Origin of the sequence: Gramella jeungdoensis, from assembly GCF_023805255.1 — a bacterium.
Taxonomy (GTDB): domain Bacteria; phylum Bacteroidota; class Bacteroidia; order Flavobacteriales; family Flavobacteriaceae; genus Christiangramia; species Christiangramia jeungdoensis.
In genome coordinates this window covers 656,889-674,807 of record NZ_JAMSCK010000001.1, presented here as the reverse complement: position 1 = coordinate 674,807, position 17,919 = coordinate 656,889, and the positions used below count along the sequence as shown (strand labels likewise).

Annotated in this window: 17 protein-coding genes; 13 read left to right on the top strand and 4 right to left on the bottom strand. The window is 41.0% G+C overall.

The genetic code is table 11. From position 1 onward, the window contains the following. Positions 1-95: 95 nt before the first annotated feature. Positions 96-602: a 6,7-dimethyl-8-ribityllumazine synthase gene (gene ribH, locus NE848_RS03145; protein ID WP_252110752.1), complete on the bottom strand. Its 507-nt coding sequence runs from the start codon at positions 600-602 to the stop codon at positions 96-98. A 6-nt stretch (positions 603-608) separates the two neighbouring features. Further along, positions 609-1,379: a tetratricopeptide repeat protein gene (locus NE848_RS03140; protein ID WP_252110751.1), complete on the bottom strand. Its 771-nt coding sequence runs from the start codon at positions 1,377-1,379 to the stop codon at positions 609-611. Positions 1,380-1,526: 147 nt separating this feature from the next. Between NE848_RS03140 and recF the strand changes: the two genes are divergently transcribed. The 5 genes from recF (at position 1,527) to NE848_RS03115 (ending at position 5,263) form a co-directional block, all read left to right on the top strand. After that, the gene (recF, locus tag NE848_RS03135; RefSeq protein ID WP_252110750.1) at positions 1,527-2,606 is read left to right on the top strand and encodes a DNA replication/repair protein RecF; all 1,080 of its coding nucleotides are present in this window, start codon (positions 1,527-1,529) and stop codon (positions 2,604-2,606) included. Then, positions 2,603-3,040, top strand: a complete 438-nt coding sequence (locus tag NE848_RS03130) for a lipocalin-like domain-containing protein (protein WP_252110749.1) — start codon at positions 2,603-2,605, stop codon at positions 3,038-3,040. The genes recF and NE848_RS03130 overlap by 4 nt, the downstream gene beginning before the upstream one ends. Next, the gene (locus NE848_RS03125; RefSeq protein WP_252110748.1) at positions 3,021-3,317 is read left to right on the top strand and encodes a DciA family protein; all 297 of its coding nucleotides are present in this window, start codon (positions 3,021-3,023) and stop codon (positions 3,315-3,317) included. The genes NE848_RS03130 and NE848_RS03125 overlap by 20 nt, the downstream gene beginning before the upstream one ends. A 154-nt stretch (positions 3,318-3,471) precedes the next feature. Next, positions 3,472-4,101 carry a protein-L-isoaspartate(D-aspartate) O-methyltransferase gene (locus NE848_RS03120; RefSeq protein ID WP_252110747.1) on the top strand — a complete coding sequence of 210 codons (630 nt, stop codon included), beginning with the start codon at positions 3,472-3,474 and terminating at the stop codon, positions 4,099-4,101. 10 nt (positions 4,102-4,111) lie between these two features. Beyond that, on the top strand, positions 4,112-5,263 hold the full coding sequence (locus tag NE848_RS03115; protein WP_252110746.1) for a hypothetical protein: 1,152 nt from the start codon (positions 4,112-4,114) through the stop codon (positions 5,261-5,263). Between the two features lie 52 nt (positions 5,264-5,315). Here NE848_RS03115 and NE848_RS03110 read toward each other — a convergent pair whose 3' ends face one another. Further along, positions 5,316-5,735 carry a nucleoside-diphosphate kinase gene (locus NE848_RS03110; RefSeq protein WP_252110745.1) on the bottom strand — a complete coding sequence of 140 codons (420 nt, stop codon included), beginning with the start codon at positions 5,733-5,735 and terminating at the stop codon, positions 5,316-5,318. Between the two features lie 206 nt (positions 5,736-5,941). On the opposite strand from NE848_RS03110, the gene NE848_RS03105 reads away from it, so the two are divergent. Genes NE848_RS03105 through NE848_RS03095 form a run of 3 tightly spaced genes read left to right on the top strand, consistent with a single transcriptional unit; the run spans position 5,942 to position 8,635 of the window. Beyond that, complete coding sequence (locus NE848_RS03105) at positions 5,942-6,958, top strand: DHH family phosphoesterase (protein WP_252110744.1); 1,017 nt, start codon at positions 5,942-5,944, stop codon at positions 6,956-6,958. Continuing rightward, on the top strand, positions 6,955-7,524 hold the full coding sequence (gene gldI / locus NE848_RS03100) for a gliding motility-associated peptidyl-prolyl isomerase GldI (protein ID WP_252110743.1): 570 nt from the start codon (positions 6,955-6,957) through the stop codon (positions 7,522-7,524). Before NE848_RS03105 ends, gldI begins: the two co-directional genes overlap by 4 nt. Beyond that, entirely contained in the window at positions 7,514-8,635 is a 1,122-nt protein-coding gene (locus tag NE848_RS03095; protein WP_252110742.1) for a peptidylprolyl isomerase, read from the top strand. The genes gldI and NE848_RS03095 overlap by 11 nt, the downstream gene beginning before the upstream one ends. 98 nt (positions 8,636-8,733) lie before the next feature. On the opposite strand, the gene NE848_RS03090 is transcribed toward NE848_RS03095, so the two are convergent. Next, complete coding sequence (locus tag NE848_RS03090) at positions 8,734-10,194, bottom strand: aminoacyl-histidine dipeptidase (protein WP_252110741.1); 1,461 nt, start codon at positions 10,192-10,194, stop codon at positions 8,734-8,736. 88 nt (positions 10,195-10,282) lie between these two features. Here NE848_RS03090 and NE848_RS03085 point away from each other — a divergent pair, with 88 nt between their 5' ends. The 5 genes from NE848_RS03085 (at position 10,283) to NE848_RS03065 (ending at position 17,886) form a co-directional block, all read left to right on the top strand. Beyond that, positions 10,283-11,356, top strand: coding sequence for a DUF3810 domain-containing protein (locus NE848_RS03085; protein ID WP_252110740.1), 1,074 nt, complete (start codon positions 10,283-10,285; stop codon positions 11,354-11,356). An 87-nt stretch (positions 11,357-11,443) separates the two neighbouring features. Then, positions 11,444-14,410 (top strand): amidohydrolase family protein, encoded by a 2,967-nt coding sequence (locus NE848_RS03080; RefSeq protein ID WP_252110739.1) that lies wholly within the window; start codon positions 11,444-11,446, stop codon positions 14,408-14,410. 13 nt (positions 14,411-14,423) lie between these two features. Continuing rightward, entirely contained in the window at positions 14,424-15,746 is a 1,323-nt protein-coding gene (locus tag NE848_RS03075; protein ID WP_252110738.1) for an amidohydrolase family protein, read from the top strand. A gap of 74 nt (positions 15,747-15,820) precedes the next feature. Next, positions 15,821-16,636: a TrmH family RNA methyltransferase gene (locus NE848_RS03070; RefSeq protein ID WP_252110737.1), complete on the top strand. Its 816-nt coding sequence runs from the start codon at positions 15,821-15,823 to the stop codon at positions 16,634-16,636. An 11-nt stretch (positions 16,637-16,647) separates the two neighbouring features. After that, the gene (locus tag NE848_RS03065; protein ID WP_252110736.1) at positions 16,648-17,886 is read left to right on the top strand and encodes a M48 family metallopeptidase; all 1,239 of its coding nucleotides are present in this window, start codon (positions 16,648-16,650) and stop codon (positions 17,884-17,886) included. Positions 17,887-17,919: the final 33 nt, after the last annotated feature.

Below are 17,919 nucleotides of genomic sequence, written 5' to 3'. Positions count from 1 at the left end.
CAAATTTACTCAAAATGCTTCAAAATTCCGAAGTCCTGGAGTGTTAATAAAGAAACAATAACAATGCCGTTTTGAAAGGCTGTGAAAAATGAAGTTTAGCCTTTGTAGAATTTAGCATCCTTTCTAAGCTGTGCCATTTTGATGGCGGCGATAGCCGCTTCGGTACCCTTGTTTCCATGTTTACCACCACTTCGGGCTCTGGACTGCTCTATATTATTATCGGTAAGCACACAAAATATTACAGGAATATCGTTTTGTACGTTCAGATCTTTGATTCCCTGGGTAACCCCCTCACAAACAAAATCGAAATGCTTGGTCTCACCTTGTATCACACTACCTACGGCAATAATAGCATCAAGCATGTCAAAGCTTTCCTGCATTTTCTTGCAGCCGTAGATAAGTTCAAAACTTCCGGGGACATTCCATCTCACGATGTTTTCCTTTTGGACGCCATTTTCTATAAAAGCATCGAAAGCTCCCTGGAAGAGCCCTTCGGTGATCTCATCATTCCACTCTGAAACAACAATCCCAAACCGAAAGTCTTTCGCGTTTGGGATCTTGTCTTTATCGTATTGTGAAAGGTCTTTACCTTCTGTAGCCATAATCTTTTATTTCATAGCACGAGCCTGCCCGAGGTAAATCGGTACCTTCTCGGCTTCAGGAGAATCAGAATATTCATCTTCTATCTGAAGTAAATATTCCTCTGCAGTATCTGCGTCTCCCAGTTTAATAGCCGTGATGGCCGCTTTTAATAAAAATCTTGGAGTAGTGAATGAGTTAGATCTCATTTCAGCAGCTTTTTCATAGTAACCTAAAGCTTCTTCCGGCTGATCCAGCTGCATGAAAGCATCACCAATTCCTCCGGTTGCAAGGGCAGCGAAAATCTCATCGTCACTATTAAAATCCTCAAGTTGCTCAATGGCTTCCTGATATTTTCCGGTTCTTAGATAAGCGAATCCGGCATTATAATGTGCCAGGTTAGCAGCATCGGTCCCACCATAGTTCTCGATAATATCCAGAAATCCATATTTGCCTTCTCCCCCGTTAAGGGCAAGATTATATAAAGAATCACTTTGTGCTCCGCTTGCTCTTAAAGCTGAAGACATATAATCCTGAGCCTGTGCCATTTCATTAGCAGCTTCAGTCTGCTTAGGCTCATAGATAAAGCGGTTATAACCTAAATATCCCAATACAGCAACAATAGCGACTCCCACTATAATGTAGATATACTTTTGATTATCGGCTACCCAGGTTTCGGTTTTACTTGCACTCTCATCTAAAGTGTTAAAAACCTCTGCAGTTGTAGATTCTTCCTCTGCCGATTTCTTTCGCTCTTCCTTATTGGAAGGCTTGTATCCTCTTTTCTTATACGTTGCCATAAAAAATTGTTAATGCGTGGCAAAAATATAATTTTTTGTGAAAATTAAAAGGGAAATTATTTGTATTTTTTCAATAATTTCGGGTCCTTTTGGAGCTCAATCCTGCTTTAAACAGAATAATAATTTTCAGCTGAAACACAGCGATTTATGCATTTAAAAAATCTTAGTCTGCTTAATTATAAGAACCTGAAGACAGCTGAATTTGATTTTGATGAAAAGATCAACTGCCTGGTTGGAAATAACGGGGTAGGTAAAACGAATGTTTTAGACAGTATTTATCACCTTTCCTTTGGAAAAAGCTATTTCAACCCGGTAACCTCACAGAATATAAATCACGATTCTGATTTTTTTGTGGTCGATGGTGAGTTCATTAAAAATGAGAAATCAGAAAAGATCCTGGTGAGTGCCAAAAAGGGCCAGAAAAAGATCATTAAAAGAAATAACAAGGCCTACGATAAAGTAAGTGACCATATTGGTTTTATTCCTACAGTGATCATTTCGCCGGCAGACAGGGACCTAATCCTGGAAGGTTCTGAAACCCGCCGAAAGTTCATGGACGGGGTTATCTCCCAGAGCGACCATATATATCTCGAAAAACTACTGCAGTATACCAAACTGGTGTCTCAGCGCAATTCCCTTTTAAAATATTTTGCAGCCAACAACACTTTTGAAAGTGATACCCTGGAGGTTTATAATTTGCAAATGAGCAGCCTGGGCCAGGAATTGTTTGAAAAAAGAAAAGAATTCTTAAAGAATTTCATCCCCATTTTCAATAAAAGATACTCTGATATTACCAATAATAAAGAAGAGGTACATATTAATTATAAGAGTCAGCTTTTTGATAATTCGCTTTCTACATTGCTTGAAGAAAACCTTCAGAAAGATATGGCCCTGCAGTATACTTCAGTTGGGACACATAAGGATGACTTAAGTTTTGAAATAGAAGAACACCCTATTAAGAAGTTTGGCTCCCAGGGACAGCAAAAATCTTTTTTGATCGCCCTGAAATTAGCTCAATTTGATTTTATTAAGCAAATAAGTGAGGTTAATCCTATCTTATTGCTGGATGATATCTTTGACAAACTGGATGAAAACAGGGTGGCACATATCGTTGCGCTGGTAGCCACCAACGAACTTGGGCAGATATTCCTAAGCGACACCCATGCCGACAGAACCGAAAAAGTGGTAAAAAACAGTAATCAGTCATATAAAATCTTCAAGTTGTGAAAAGAATCCTCATCCTATTATCCGTTATAATGCTTCTTTCTTGTGGAAAGAATGACCCAATCGCTCAACTGGAAAATCTCAATGGTTACTGGGAGATCAGAAAGGTTGAACTGGAGAAGGATTCGGTGATGGAGTATGGAATGAGTCAATACATCGATTATATCGAGATCAAAGACTCTACAGGATTCCGAAAGAAATTACAACCTAAATTCGGAGGCGGATATATTGAGACTAATACTGCCGAAAAAATAACAGCCTCAATTGAGAATAATAAGCTGATTCTTCACTATTCGACTCCTTTTGATAACTGGAAAGAGGAAGTACTCAAAGCCAATGGTGAGGAACTGGTTGTTAAAAACAAGGATGAGAAGATCTACCATTACCGAAAATACACGCCCATCTTAACCGAAAATGATGAAAAAGAGAAAGAATGAAGAAATGAAGCTCAGCGACCTGCTGAAGAGCTTCGTAGACGAAAATAAACTGGAAAAAGGCCTTAATCAGGTCAAGATCAGGGATGTTTGGAACGGCCAGATGGGGCCTGCCATAGAAAAATATACCACCGGAATAAAATTGAAAAATGAAGTTCTGTATGTTCAGTTAAGCTCCTCTGTTCTACGAGAGGAGCTAAGCTATGGAAAGGAAAAGATCATCAGAATACTGAATGAGGAAATGGGAGAAGAAATCATAACTAAACTTGTACTAAGATAGCAGACTAACTTTATGGAATAGCGTTATTCTGACCGTCAGCTTTCTAACAAAAATTCATTTCTTACTTACACACAATACACATAACCAACTGATTATCTTCCAAATAGAATAAAGATTTCTTAAATTTAAAGATTACTCCCTTTGATTTAAGATCATGTACAGCACCAAGGAAGAAATGATGGAGAATCACCTGAAGGGCCGTGGGATAAAAGATCCCAAGGTGCTGGATGCGATGTGGAAAGTAGACCGGTCTTTGTTTATTCCTGAAGATGTCAAACCACATACATATGACGATGGACCATTGCCCATTGGACAGGGACAAACCATTAGTCAGCCATATATTGTTGCGTATATGGCCGAAGCCCTTGATATTACGCCGGAAGATATTGTTCTTGAGATCGGAACCGGTTGTGGATATAATGCAGCCGTTCTGGCCCAGCTGGCAAAACATGTTTACAGTATAGAGATCATTGAATGGCTGGCTGAAACCGCTTCAGCAAATTTGAAAAAGGCCAGTGTAAAGAATGTAAGCATAAAACAAGGCGATGGTTATGAAGGCTGGCCTGAAATAGCTCCCTTTGATGGTATCATGCTTACCGCCGCTCCCCCTTTTATTCCCTTTCCGTTGAAACAACAACTTAAAATTGGCGGCAGGCTAATGGCCCCGGTGGGAATGTTTAACCAGCGACTTATACTTATTACAAGGAAAAGCGAGGAAGACTTTAGTGAAGAAAGCCTGATACTCGTGAGTTTTGTTCCCATGAAGGGAGAAGCTGAAAAATAGGAATTCTGTTATGAAAACCGAGGTAATTGAAATAAAGACAAAAGAAGCGGAAGAATTAATTCGCAAATTTGCTGAAAGGACAGCACTTGTCCAGGGAAAGGGAGATCCGGGCCAACGTTATTTATGGACGGATGCTTTCGCCTTAAATTGCCTTTTCGGATTATTCCACATCACAGGGAGCAATCAATACCATGAAAAGGCTTATCAGCTTATCGAACTTGTGCATGAGCATTTAGGTAAATATCATCCGGATGACAAAAGAAAAGGCTGGATCAGTGGCCTTACAGATGAAAAAGCTGAATTTCATCCCACAGTTGGGGGACTTAGAATTGGAAAAAGACTTCCGGAAAGAAAAGAAGATGAAGCTCTTGACCAACGCCTGGAATGGGAAAGGGATGGCCAGTATTTTCATTATCTTACTAAATGGATAAACGGCCTGTTACAAGCAGATACAGAAACTGAAAATGACCAGTATGCCCGATGGGCGGCAGAACTACTTGCCGCAACCTCCGCATTTATTGTTAATGGAACCCAGGACCCAAAAATGTACTGGAAAATGGACACGGGACTCTCCCGCCCCCTGGTGTCAGGTATGGGAGCTCATGATCCTCTTGAAGGCCTTATTTGTACCGTAAATATTCTTAGAAGATTTCCTGACAGAACCTCACAGTTCAATTATATGCTAAGATCCTTCGAAAGTATATGTAGCCAACAAACATGGACAACATCAGATCCGCTGGCGATTGGAGGTCTTTTAACAGATAGTATCAGGGCTATAATACTGGAAAAAGAAGACGCTCCAGTTGATCTCAATGCAGAATCCCTTCTCCAGGAAAGCATTAACAGCCTTAATGATTACCAGAAACAAGACCTAAAAGCAGGGGCCGGTCAAAGGCTTGCTTTCAGGGAATGTGGCCTTTCTCTGGGTATAAGAATCCTTAAAGGAATGAAAGAAAAACTCGGGATTCAAAGTATTTCAAATGCTCAAATGCAATGTTATGAGCTTCTTGCCAATGAGATTGAAAATTTCTGGCTGGATCCCGAAAATCAGAAATCACCAACCTGGAAAGAACATCTTGACATCAATTCGGTTTCCCTGGCGGCCAGCTTAATTGCCTGCAGCCACCCTGAAGTCTTTCTGGGCATTCCAAAAAGAGCATAAGAAAAGCCGGATTTTAAAAACCGGCTTTTGTATAATTTTCTGAAATATCTTCTTAGAACATTTCTCTTCCTGCAAAATGGAAAGCTCCTTCAATAGCAGCATTCTCATCGCTGTCACTTCCGTGAACGGCATTCTCCCCTACGTTCTTGGCATATTTCTTTCTGATAGTTCCTTCAGCAGCATCCTCTGGATTTGTAGCTCCAATAAGGGTTCTAAAGTCTTCTACTGCATTATCTTTTTCAAGAATAGCCGCAACAATAGGTCCACGTGTCATGAATTCAACCAGTTCACCAAAGAATGGACGTTCTTTATGGATCGCATAAAACGTCTCTGCGTCTCTCTGAGTCATTTGAGTAAGCTTCATTGCCACAATTCTGAATCCTGAAGCTGTGATCTGTTCTAGTATTGCACCAATGTGCCCGTCTTCAACTGCATCAGGCTTAATCATGGTGAATGTTCTGTTTCCTGCCATTGTATGGTTTTTAAATTTGGTGCAAAAATAAATAATTCCTTCCCATAAACAAGGTCTTTAGACTTTTATGTTGGCTTAAGCGTCTACCAGGCATTAGAATTGAAAGAATTAGGCGTCAATTCTACATACACACTTAACCGCCACCAATAATTTTAAAGCATGTGGTATTCCTGAAGTCCTATTAAATTGTATATTTAGCCCCGAATATGATAGATACAAGAATACTGGAAATTACCGCCGAACTTGATACGGCCGAAAATATAGTAATAGTGCCCCATAAAGGTCCCGATGGAGATGCGATGGGATCTTCCCTTGGGCTTTATCATTTTCTTAAAGATAAAGGTCATACGGTACATGTAATATCCCCCAACGATTATCCCCATTTTTTGAAATGGCTTCCCGGCAATGAAGAGGTGATCATCTATGAATCTGAAAAAGAAAAAGCCGATAAACTTATTAGCGAGGCCGACGTAGTGTTCACCCTGGATTTTAATCATTTGTCCCGATGCGGACTTATGCAGGATTCACTTATGACTTCAGAAGCTGTTTTTGTGATGATAGACCATCATCAGGAACCTTCAGATTATGCCGACTATACTTACAGTGATGCTAAAATGAGCTCGACCTGTGAGATGGTATATAGATTCATCGATAAATTAAGGGCTGGTAAGAAGATCACTCCGCAAATAGCGACCTGTCTCTACACCGGGATAATGACCGATACAGGATCTTTTCGATTCGCCTCCACCTCTAGTGACACCCACAGGGTGATTGCCGATCTAATTGATAAAGGCGCGAAGAACGACCAGATACACAACAATATTTTCGATACCAATTCACAAAATAAACTACAGTTACTGGGAACCGCTCTTAAGAATCTGAGAGTGAACAAGGATCTGAGAACCGCATATATTAGCCTTTCACAGGAAGAGTTGGACCAGCATAACTTTAAAAAGGGAGATACCGAAGGTTTTGTGAATTACGGACTTTCTCTGGAAGGTATAATTTTCGCGGTGATTTTTATAGAAAAGGAAAATGAAGATATGGTGAAAATCTCTTTCAGGTCTAAAGGAGATTTTGATGTGAATAAATTCGCGAGGGCTCATTTTGATGGCGGTGGACATATAAATGCAGCGGGGGGAAGAAGTGATCTGTCATTGAATGACACTATCGTAAAATTCAACCGTATCTTACCCGAATACAAGGAAGAGCTCACAAAATGAAGATAGCATCAATAATATTATTGTTTTTGTTCTTTTCGGCATGTAAATCACCCGAAGCCAGGTATCCTGTGTCACAGAACAGCGGTTCTTATATCGATGAATCTGTTGAAAGGAACAAAGAGATGATCGCCGAAGAAGAAGACTACATCAAACAGGTGATGGGAAAGAATCCAGATACGGAATATCTCACCTCGGCCGATGGTTTCTGGTATTATTATAATAAAAAGTCGACTGATAGTCTGAATAACAGAACTCCCGAATTTGGTGATGTTGTAGTTTTTGATTATTCAATTTCCACCATAGAAGGCGACCCGATTTATGGCGAGGGAGAGAAAGCTACACGCGAATATGCGATAGACAAAGAGAAATTATTCACCGGCCTCAGGCAGGGACTCAAACTTATGAAAGAAGGTGAAACGGTAACTTTTCTATTCCCATCTCATAAAGCCTTTGGTTATTATGGCGATAAAAATAAAATAGGAAGCAATGTCCCTATTACAGCTAAAGTTACATTGCACAGTATCAAAAAAGAAGAAATAAATAACGAAACCAACAATGAAAACTAAAAGTATCTTTTTACTGTTAACAATTGCACTATCCCTGTTCTCATGTAATGAGGAATACCCTGAACTGGAAGACGGGATGTACGTAGAATTCAAAACTTCGATGGGACCAATAGTTGCCGAACTATATTTTGAAGAAACCCCAATGACGGTGGCCAGCTTTGTATCTCTTGCCGAGGGTAATAGCAAAATTGTTGACAGCACCTATAAGGATAAAAAATATTATGACGGGCTTATCTTTCACAGAGTGATAGACGGATTCGTGATCCAGGGTGGTGACCCAACTGGAACGGGAAGCGGTGGCCCTGGTTACAAGTTCCCGGATGAATTTGTAGACACCTTAAGCCATGATGAGAAAGGTATCCTTTCTATGGCCAATGCAGGTCCGGGCACTAACGGAAGCCAGTTCTTTATCACTCTTGCGCCGGTTCAGCAGCTGGACCCAAGACATACGGTATTTGGCAAGGTTGTAAAAGGACTTGATGTGGTTGAAGCCATAGGAAAAGTTGAGACAGGACCGCGTGACCGTCCTACCAAGGATATTGTAATGAACGAGGTGAACATCATTCGAAAAGGAAAAGCCGCCAAGAATTTTGACGCGCCAAAGGTTTTTGAAGGTCAGCTTGCTGAAATGGAAGCCGAAAAAGAAGCCCAGGCCGAAAAAATGGCAGAAATAAAAGCCGAAAAATCTAAAGAATTTGCTTCCCTTGAAGAAAAAGCTGATTCACTGGAAAGCGGATTAAAGGTCTATTTCGAGAATAAAGGTGATGGTGAAAAGCCGAAGAACGGCCAGAAAGTAAATGTAATCTACGAAGGATATTTTGCTGACGGAACCCTTTTCGACACGAATAAGGAAGAAGTAGCAAAAGAAGCAGGTATTTATAATGAACAAAGAGCTGCTCAGGGAGGTTATGGTGCAATGCCAATGCAATACGGACCTGATGCCCCAATGATCCCTGGATTTAAAGAGGGACTACAGCAGATGCAGGTTGGCGACAAGGCCGTTATCTGGATCCCAAGTCATCTTGGATATGGAGAAAGAGGTGCCGGTGGAGTTATTCCTCCAAACACCGATCTGATATTTATAATGGAAATTACCGGAATTGCTGAATAAGCAATTTTTGAGAATACTAAAAAAGCCCCGTGCACTTGCACGGGGCTTTTTATTTTCCCTCCCTGAAACAAGCTCAGGGTTTAAATAGGTAAAAACGATTAATTCTCAGGAATATTCTTCAGTACTTCAAGCAAGAAATCCCAGTATTTCTGCGCCGATTTTATACTGGCTCTCTCATCGGGAGAATGCGCTCCTTTGATGGTAGGACCAAAGGAAATCATATCCATCCCGGGATAATGGCTTCCAATGATACCGCACTCAAGCCCCGCATGGCAGGCGGCAATATGAGCTTTTTCTCCATTCATTCGCTGATAGATCTCATCAAGAGTTTTCAGGATGGCTGAATCGCTGTTTGGTGCCCAGCCAGGATATTCACCCGATAATTCTACTTTGAACCCGGCGAGTTCAAATACCGATCTTATGGAATTCGCAAGATCATCTTTAGTAGAATCCACTGAACTTCTGGTTAAACATTTAATATGTACTTCCCCATCCTTAAGAGTGACATTGGCGATATTGTTTGATGCCTCTACGAGACCTTCGATTTCAGGACTCATCCTGTAAACACCATTATGAGCACCAGCAATCGCAAGTACTATCTCGCGTTGTGAGTTAAGATCCATCACCTTAGTTTGAGAAGCTATCTTGTTAAGTTCTATAGAAAGATTTGGCTCCAGAGAAGCGTATTCACTTTTTATATCTCTTACCCTGCTTTCAAATTCCTTTTTAAAACTTTCTTCCTCGGTTTCGGGAAGTGCAATAATAGCTTCACTCTCACGAGGAATAGCATTTCTTAATCCGCCACCATCGATTTCCGATATTCTCAATTTGAAATCTTCGGCGGTATTAACCAATAAGCGGTTCATAAGTTTATTGGCATTACCAAGACCTTTGATAATATCCATTCCGGAATGCCCCCCCATAAGTCCCTTTACCTTTACGGAATAAGAACGGTAACTTTCAGGCATTTTCTCTTCTTCATAAGATTTGGTTGCAGTGATGTCTACACCACCGGCACACCCAATCCCTATCTCATCATCTTCTTCGGTATCCAGATTAAGCAGAATATCTCCTTCAAGTATTTCCGGGCTTAGTCCTTTAGCACCAGTCATCCCCGTCTCCTCGTCTATTGTAAAAAGAGCTTCCAGCTCCGGATGTTCAATAGAATCACTTTCAAGGATCGCCATCATGGTTGCAACGCCAAGACCATTATCGGCTCCAAGAGTGGTGCCTTTGGCCCTCACCCAGTCTCCATCAACATACATCTCGATACCCTGATTATCAAAATCGAATTCGGTATCATTGTTCTTTTGATGAACCATATCCAGGTGAGCCTGTAAAATGATTTTTTTCCTGTTCTCCATTCCTTTGGTCGCAGGCTTTTTTATCACCACATTTCCCACTTCATCTACCTGGGTTTTCAGACCAAGATTATTTCCAAAGTTTTTTATGAATTCTATAATCCGCTCCTCTTTTTTCGATGGCCGCGGAACCGCATTAAGATCTGCAAATTTATTCCATAAGACTTTGGGCTCCAGCGCCCTTATTTCTTCATTCATTCCTGTATTTTTTGGTATCTTCACAAAGGTATTCGATTTGATCGATTTCTGAAATTTGACGCTACCTAATTATTTGTACTTTTAAGCCGTGAAGAGAAAATCTGTACTGATACTTGCCATCTTATTCCCGGTCCAGATTATTGGCATCAATATACTTAAGGGCTACCCCTATTTTATCGAAGAATATTATTCCCATGGGCTTTACCCCATCATTTCAAAAATAATGAGATATAGCCTGGGAATTGTGCCTTTTTCCCTGGGTGATTTACTTTATGCAGTCCTAATAATCCTGCTTATCGCATGGATTGTGAGAAGGGTAAGTCAGAAATTCAAAAATCCTAAAATATGGTTACCGGATACCCTGGCAACACTTTCAGTGATTTACTTTTGCTTTCATCTTTTCTGGGGCTTCAATTATTACCGCTTACCTCTACATAAAAGCCTGGAGATTGAAGATAACTACACCACCGAAAAGCTTATTAAACTTACAGAAACGCTTATCCAGCAATCAAACAAGCTCCATTCTCAACTTGCTGAAAATGATACGGTAAAAGTGAAATACGATTTTTCAAAAAAAGAACTTTTCGATCGTACCCTTCAGGGCTATGAAAATCTTCAAAAGGATTTTCCTGAGTTAAGTTATAACGGTGAAGCTTTAAAACGCTCCTTATACAGCCTGCCTCTCACCTATATGGGCTTCAACGGATATCTCAACCCACTCACTAATGAGGCCCAGGTGAATACCATTATTGTCCCCTATAAGATCCCCACAACTGCCAGTCACGAAATAGGCCACCAGCTTGGGTTTGCAAAAGAGAACGAGGCTAACTTTATAGCCTGCCTGGCTACCATGAATCATCCCGATCCTTATTTCAGGTATTCGGGATTCACATTCGCTTTAAGCTATTGCCTCTCCGAAATCTATCGCAGAGAGCCTGAAACTGTCAAGAAAATGACCGCAAAGATGAATCCGGGAATTCTCAAAAACTACAGGGAGGTCGATGATTTCTGGCTAAGGCACACCAATCCCTTTGAGCCAATTTTTCAGGCTACCTATAACCGCTACCTTATAGTTAACAATCAGTCAGACGGAATGAAAAGCTATAGCTACGTGGTCGCTTTACTTGTTAATTATTTTGATGATTCCAGAAATGCCTTCTAGCGAAGCTTTCAGATTATTGAAAATTTAGTACTTTAAGGCTCTTTTTAATTATTAGAAAATCTTTTTTTATTAAAACCCTTAAATTTCATGAAATTAAAATTACTGATCCTTGGAGTATTCCTTGGCGTCCTAAGCGCTAATTCACAGGAGTACTTTCCCAAAAATGATGGTGTTAAGACCCGTAACACTAACTACACCGTTTTTAAAAATGCCAGGATACATGTAGACCCTCAAACAGTGATCGATAACGGAATGTTTGCGATAAAAGAGGGAAAAATCACTGCGGTTGGAAAATCAATAGACGTTCCTGCAAACAGCACAGTAGTAGACCTCAAAGGAAATGAAGTCTACCCATCTTTTATAGACCTGTATAGTGATTTCGGCATCCCCAAACCAAAAAGAGCCGAAAATGGCAGTCAGCCACAATATGATGCTGGTCGTGAAGGTTATTACTGGAATGACCATATAAGACCCGACACCGAGGCGGTTGCTAATTTCAGCTTCGATTCAAAGGAAGCTGAAAAATTCCATAAGGCAGGATTTGGAGTAGTGAATACCCATGTCCCAGACGGAATCATAAGGGGAACAGGAATGCTGGTAGCCCTTACGCCTGAAGCAAGCGAAGGTGACAGAATTCTTAACAGCAGGTCTTCACAATATCTTTCATTCGACAAAAGCGTTCAGTCAAGACAATCTTACCCTACTTCCATTATGGGAACAATGGCTTTGATACGTCAGGCATACCTCGATGCCGAATGGTATGCCGGCGGAAATGCCGATAATAAAGACCTTGCCCTGGAAGCCCTTAATAAGAATAAAGATCTGGTACAGATCTTCGCTACCGATAATCTCCTGAATGAGCTTAGAGCCGATAAGGTTGGTGACGAATTTGGCATCCAGTATGTGATAGTAGGAAGCGGAAAGGAATACCAGAGACTGGATAAGATAAAAGCTTCTAATGCTACTTATATAGTTCCTTTAAAATTTCCGGAAGCTTACGATGTGGAGAATCCATATCTGGCTAATCAGTTAAGCCTGGAAGAGATGAGAGAATGGAACCAGGCTCCGGCGAACCTGAAAATGCTTTCAGAAAATAAAGTTCCTTTCACTCTAACAGCTCATTCCATAGATGCTGAAAAGGATTTCAAATCAAACCTTCTAAAAGCTATTGAATACGGACTAAGCAAAGAAGCTGCACTCGCGGCCTTAACTACGGTTCCGGCAAAGACCATAGGCAAGGAAGAAAAGATTGGTGTTATAAAAGAAGGAGCCTGGGCTAATTTCATTATCACCTCGGGCGACTATTTTGATAAGGAAACCACTCTTTTTGAAAACTGGGTACAGGGGACCAAGACGATCATTGAAGATATGGATGTTACCAATATCACTGGTAAATATGATCTGAAAGTCAATGGAAAAAACTACGAGCTTAGCATTACCGGGGAACCCTCAAAGCCTAAGGCTGAAGTTAAGATGGGTGAAACCAAGATAGGTTCAAAGCTCAGTTTTGAAGATAACTGGATGAACCTTCTATTATCATCTCCAGATACTACAAAAACAGAATTCATCAGACTTTCAGCAAATGTGCCTGAAAAGACAGATATGATCTCAGGAAAGGCCATTCTTCCTAATGGAAATGAAACTACTTTCACTGCATCGAGAAAAGGCGATGCCGAAAAGAAAGACGATAAAGACAAAGAAGACAAAACCCATAAGGTAGTTCCTGTCACCTATCCTAACATAGCTTACGGATTCACCGAAAAACCAAAACAGGAGAATGTACTTTTCAAGAATGCCACTGTTTGGACCAGTGAAGATGAAGGTGTACTAGAAAATACCGATGTACTGGTAAAGAACGGTGAGATAGTTCGTATAGGTCAGGATCTCAACGCCGGTGGCGCAAAAGTTATTGATGCTACAGGAAAACATCTTACCGCTGGTATCGTGGATGAACATTCACATATTGCGGCATCAGATATCAATGAAGCCGGACATAACTCATCAGCCGAAGTTCAAATGGAAGATGTGATAGATCCTACAGACATTAACATCTACCGAAATCTTGCTGGAGGTGTCACTACCATTCAGCTGTTACACGGTTCTGCCAACCCCATCGGCGGACAGTCTGCCATTATGAAACTAAAATGGGGAGCATCTGCCGAGGACATGATCTTTGAGCAGGCACCTCCTTTTATCAAATTTGCACTTGGTGAGAACGTTAAGCAGTCTAACTGGGGAAGCACAGTAAGATTCCCTCAAACCAGGATGGGAGTTGAGCAGGTATTTACCGATTATTTCAGCCGTGCCAGAGCTTATGAAAGTCAGAAAAAAAGCGGTGAAGATTTCCGTAAGGATCTGGAAATGGAAACCCTTGTTGAGATACTCAATGGAGAACGTTTTGTGACTTCTCACTCTTATATTCAAAGTGAGATCAACATGCTTATGAAGGTTGCTGAGGCATTCGATTTCAATATCAACACATTCACACACATTCTTGAGGGGTATAAGGTAGCCGACAAAATGAAAGAGCACGGCGTTGGCGCTTCAACCTTCTCTGACTGGTGGGCATATAAGTATGAGGTGAACGATGCGATCCCATACAACGCTTCTATCATGAACGAAGTGGGACTTACCGTAGCCATCAATAGTGACGACAGTGAAATGAGTAGAAGGTTGAACCAGGAAGCGGCCAAAAGCGTGAAATATGGCGGGATGAGTGAAGAAGATGCCTGGAAGATGGTGACCATCAATCCTGCTAAATTATTACATGTTGATAATCTTGTGGGAAGTATAAAGACTGGCAAGCAGGCCGATCTTGTACTTTGGAACGATCACCCCCTTTCCATCTACGCCAAGCCTGAAAAAACCATGGTAGAAGGTGTCTTCTATTTTGATATTGATCGCGACCAGAAAATGCGTGAAGAGATCAAAAAAGAACGCAATGAGCTTATTGGGCAAATGCTTAAGGCCAAAAACAACGGCGTTAAAACACAGCCTGTGACCAAGAAAGAAAAACAAAGAGTTCACTGTGATCTTTTAGAGAAGGTTCAATAAAAAATTGACAAAAATGAAATCAGTATACAATTATATTTTAATCGCATTCCTGATAATTTCAGGAAACAGTTTTGCGCAACAAACTCCGGCACCCGAACAGAGTGAAGCAGTTACCATAGTAGGCGCTACAGCTCATCTTGGAAACGGAGAGGTAATTGAGAACAGTCTTATCATCTTTGAAGATGGTAAGCTCACACAAGTATTAGATGCCACAGCCACTAAAATGCAATACCGGGGTGAGATCATTGAAGCCAAGGGAAAACATGTTTACCCGGGCTTTATTGCTCCAAATTCTACTTTAGGATTAGTGGAGATAGCCGCTGTAAGGCCAACAAAGGATGAGGATGAAATTGGAGAGATACTTCCAAACGTAAGAAGTTTGATCGCCTACAACGCCGAGAGTAAAATTGTAGAATCCATGAGACCTAATGGAGTGCTTCTGGGACAGATCGTTCCAAGAGGTGGACTTGTTTCAGGGACCTCCTCTGTAGTTCAATTTGATGCATGGAACTGGGAAGATGCGGTTGTAAAAGAAGATGATGGCCTTCATATTAACTGGCCTGAGGCATTTAGCAGAGGACGCTGGTGGAGAGGTGAGGACCCGAATTTGAAGCCAAACAAAGAATATAACGAGCAGATCCAGAAACTTTCAGATTTCTTTGGAGAAGCCAGGGCTTATCTTGCCGGAGATCAGGATTACACCAATCTGCCGTATGAAGCTATGAAGCCGGTATTTAGCGGGGAGAAAAAGGTGTTTTTTCATGTTGATGGTGAGAAGGAGATACTTGACGTTATTCAGTTCAAAAAAGATCAGAAACTGAACGGCCTGGTGATCATTGGAGGTTACAATTCCCTGGGAATCGCTAAAGAGCTTAAGGAAAATAATGTCCCTGTATTGGTTAACCGCCCGCACAGCACCCCCGAAATGGCCTATGAAGACTATGATTATCCTTATAAATTAGCAAAGCTTCTTCAGGATGAAGGAGTGCTCGTGGCAATTGAAAGCAGCGGACAAATGGAGAGGATGAACACCAGAAACCTGCCTTTCTACGCCGGAACTGTGGCAGCATTCGGAATGGAAAAGGAAAAGGCGCTTCAGCTAATCACCCTGAACACAGCGAAGATCCTAGGTATCGATGATAACTACGGAAGTCTGGAAAAAGGAAAGTCGGCCACTCTCTTCATTTCTGAAGGAGACGCCCTTGATATGAGAACCAACAGGTTATCCCGAGCTTTCATTGACGGAAGGGAGATAAGCCTGGAGTCTCATCAAACAGAACTCTGGAAACGTTACTCAAAGAAGTATGAAGATCAGGAAAAGAATGAAAGTGAATAGAACTTTCTAAAATTATAAGCCCCTGAACTTTCAGGGGCTTTTTTTATGCCTAATATCTACGTATTTTTATCGCCATGCTCAAAAAGATCACCAGTTCGCAAAACAAGGAAATAAAACGATTACTGCACTTACAGGAAAAATCCCGTAATCGCAGAAAGGAAAATGTATTTATCGTTGAAGGACAAAGGGAGATTTCACTGGCAGTAAAAGGAAAATATCAACCTCTTCAACTATATTTTACCCCTGAACTTATAGAATTTCAGGATGTGCTGGAAATTGCACGGTCCGGCCATGAAGAACCTGCCGAGATAATTGAGATAAGTAAGGAGGTTTATGAAAAATCAGCATATCGAGGAAGCACCGAAGGACTCATTGCCGTCTTTAAATCAAGATCACATGAACTTGATGAGATAGGGTTTAAAAATTCCAGTCCGTTAATCCTTGTTGCTGAAGCTCCCGAAAAACCGGGGAATATTGGAGCGATCCTGAGAACGGCCGATGCAGCAGCCGTAGATGCCGTGATCATCGCGAATCCAAAGACCGATCTTTACAATCCAAATATCATCAGAAGCAGTGTGGGCTGCGTGTTCACCAACCAGATAGCTACAGGTACTACTTCAGAGATCATTGACTTCCTTCAAAGCCATAATATTAAAATATATGCTGCAGCCTTACAGGCTTCGGTCCCCTATCATCAGATAGATTTCAATATGGCATCGGCCATTGTTATGGGAACCGAGGCTACCGGATTAAGTGAGGAATGGCTGGAAAACTCTACACAGAACGTCATAATTCCCATGCATGGAGAAATAGATTCAATGAATGTTTCTGTGGCCGCCGGAATTCTTATTTTTGAGGCGAAACGACAACGAATTGTTGATCTTAAATAAAAAAACAGAATTTGACACCCGAAACACTATTCTATATCATAATCACAATAATAGTTATCGACTTTGTGATCGATAAGATCCTTGATGCTCTAAATGCAAAACACTTCAACGACCCTGTTCCTGAGGAACTCTCAGATGTTTATGATAAAGAGGAATATGAAAAATCCCAGCGCTATAAAAAAGAAAGGTTCAAATTCGGACTGCTTACCTCAACCTTCTCGGTATTACTCACACTGGGATTCTTAATCTTTGACGGATTTGCCTGGGTAGATCAGATAGCGAGAAGTATAAGTGATAATTCAATACTTATTGCCCTTATCTTTTTTGGAATCATCATGCTGGGAAGCGATATCCTAATGACACCATTTTCCTGGTACAGCACCTTTGTTATAGAAGAGAAATATGGTTTCAATAAGACCACTAAAGGCACTTTCTTTCTTGATAAACTTAAAGGCCTGGCAATGACAGCAATAATTGGCGGTGGAATTTTAGCGCTAATCGTATGGTTCTACCAGATCGCCGGTGACAATTTCTGGTGGTACGCGTGGATACTAATCGCGGTATTTTCAGTATTTATGAATATGTTTTACGCTAAACTTATAGTGCCTCTTTTCAATAAACAAACCCCACTGGAAGAAGGTTCTCTAAGGACTAAAATTGAACAGTACGCCAGAAGTGTTGGATTTAAACTGGATAATATCTTTGTGATAGATGGCTCCAAAAGAAGCACCAAAGCCAATGCTTATTTCTCAGGATTTGGAAGGGAGAAAAGAATTACACTTTACGATACGCTCATCAACGATTTGGAAGAGGAAGAAATTGTAGCGGTTTTGGCGCATGAAGTTGGGCATTACAAGAAAAATCACATAATCGTGAACCTGGTTGCATCGGTAATTACCACTGGTTTTACCCTTTGGCTGTTATCACTTTTTGTGGGGAACCCTGTTCTTTCCGAAGCACTGGGAGTTTCCCAGCCAAGTTTTCATATTGGCCTTGTCGCCTTCGGAATATTATACAGTCCGATCTCTGAGATCACTGGCCTTATAATGAATTACATTTCACGAAAATTTGAATATCAGGCCGACAATTATGCGAAATCCACTTACAATGCTGACTCTCTCATTTCCAGCCTGAAGAAATTATCCAGGAATACTTTGAGCAATTTAACACCTCACAAGGCCTATATTTTTGTACATTACTCCCACCCCAGTCTGTTGCAGCGTTACCGCAACCTGAAGACCGGTTTTTAGTTGTGTCATTTCCATCTTAATTGTATTTTTAAC

Excerpts from the sequence above, each read along its gene's own strand:
- NE848_RS03110 (WP_252110745.1), bottom strand. The coding sequence starts at position 5,735 with ATGGCAGGAAACAGAACATTCACCATGATTAAGCCTGATGCAGTTGAA.
- recF (WP_252110750.1), top strand. The coding sequence starts at position 1,527 with ATGCATTTAAAAAATCTTAGTCTGCTTAATTATAAGAACCTGAAGACA.
- NE848_RS03075 (WP_252110738.1), top strand. The coding sequence starts at position 14,424 with ATGAAATCAGTATACAATTATATTTTAATCGCATTCCTGATAATTTCA.
- NE848_RS03115 (WP_252110746.1), top strand. The coding sequence starts at position 4,112 with ATGAAAACCGAGGTAATTGAAATAAAGACAAAAGAAGCGGAAGAATTA.
- NE848_RS03120 (WP_252110747.1), top strand. The coding sequence starts at position 3,472 with ATGTACAGCACCAAGGAAGAAATGATGGAGAATCACCTGAAGGGCCGT.
- NE848_RS03080 (WP_252110739.1), top strand. The coding sequence starts at position 11,444 with ATGAAATTAAAATTACTGATCCTTGGAGTATTCCTTGGCGTCCTAAGC.
- NE848_RS03070 (WP_252110737.1), top strand. The coding sequence starts at position 15,821 with ATGCTCAAAAAGATCACCAGTTCGCAAAACAAGGAAATAAAACGATTA.
- NE848_RS03140 (WP_252110751.1), bottom strand. The coding sequence starts at position 1,379 with ATGGCAACGTATAAGAAAAGAGGATACAAGCCTTCCAATAAGGAAGAG.
- gldI (WP_252110743.1), top strand. The coding sequence starts at position 6,955 with ATGAAGATAGCATCAATAATATTATTGTTTTTGTTCTTTTCGGCATGT.
- NE848_RS03105 (WP_252110744.1), top strand. The coding sequence starts at position 5,942 with ATGATAGATACAAGAATACTGGAAATTACCGCCGAACTTGATACGGCC.
- NE848_RS03090 (WP_252110741.1), bottom strand. The coding sequence starts at position 10,194 with ATGAATGAAGAAATAAGGGCGCTGGAGCCCAAAGTCTTATGGAATAAA.
- NE848_RS03095 (WP_252110742.1), top strand. The coding sequence starts at position 7,514 with ATGAAAACTAAAAGTATCTTTTTACTGTTAACAATTGCACTATCCCTG.
- ribH (WP_252110752.1), bottom strand. The coding sequence starts at position 602 with ATGGCTACAGAAGGTAAAGACCTTTCACAATACGATAAAGACAAGATC.
- NE848_RS03125 (WP_252110748.1), top strand. The coding sequence starts at position 3,021 with ATGAAAAAGAGAAAGAATGAAGAAATGAAGCTCAGCGACCTGCTGAAG.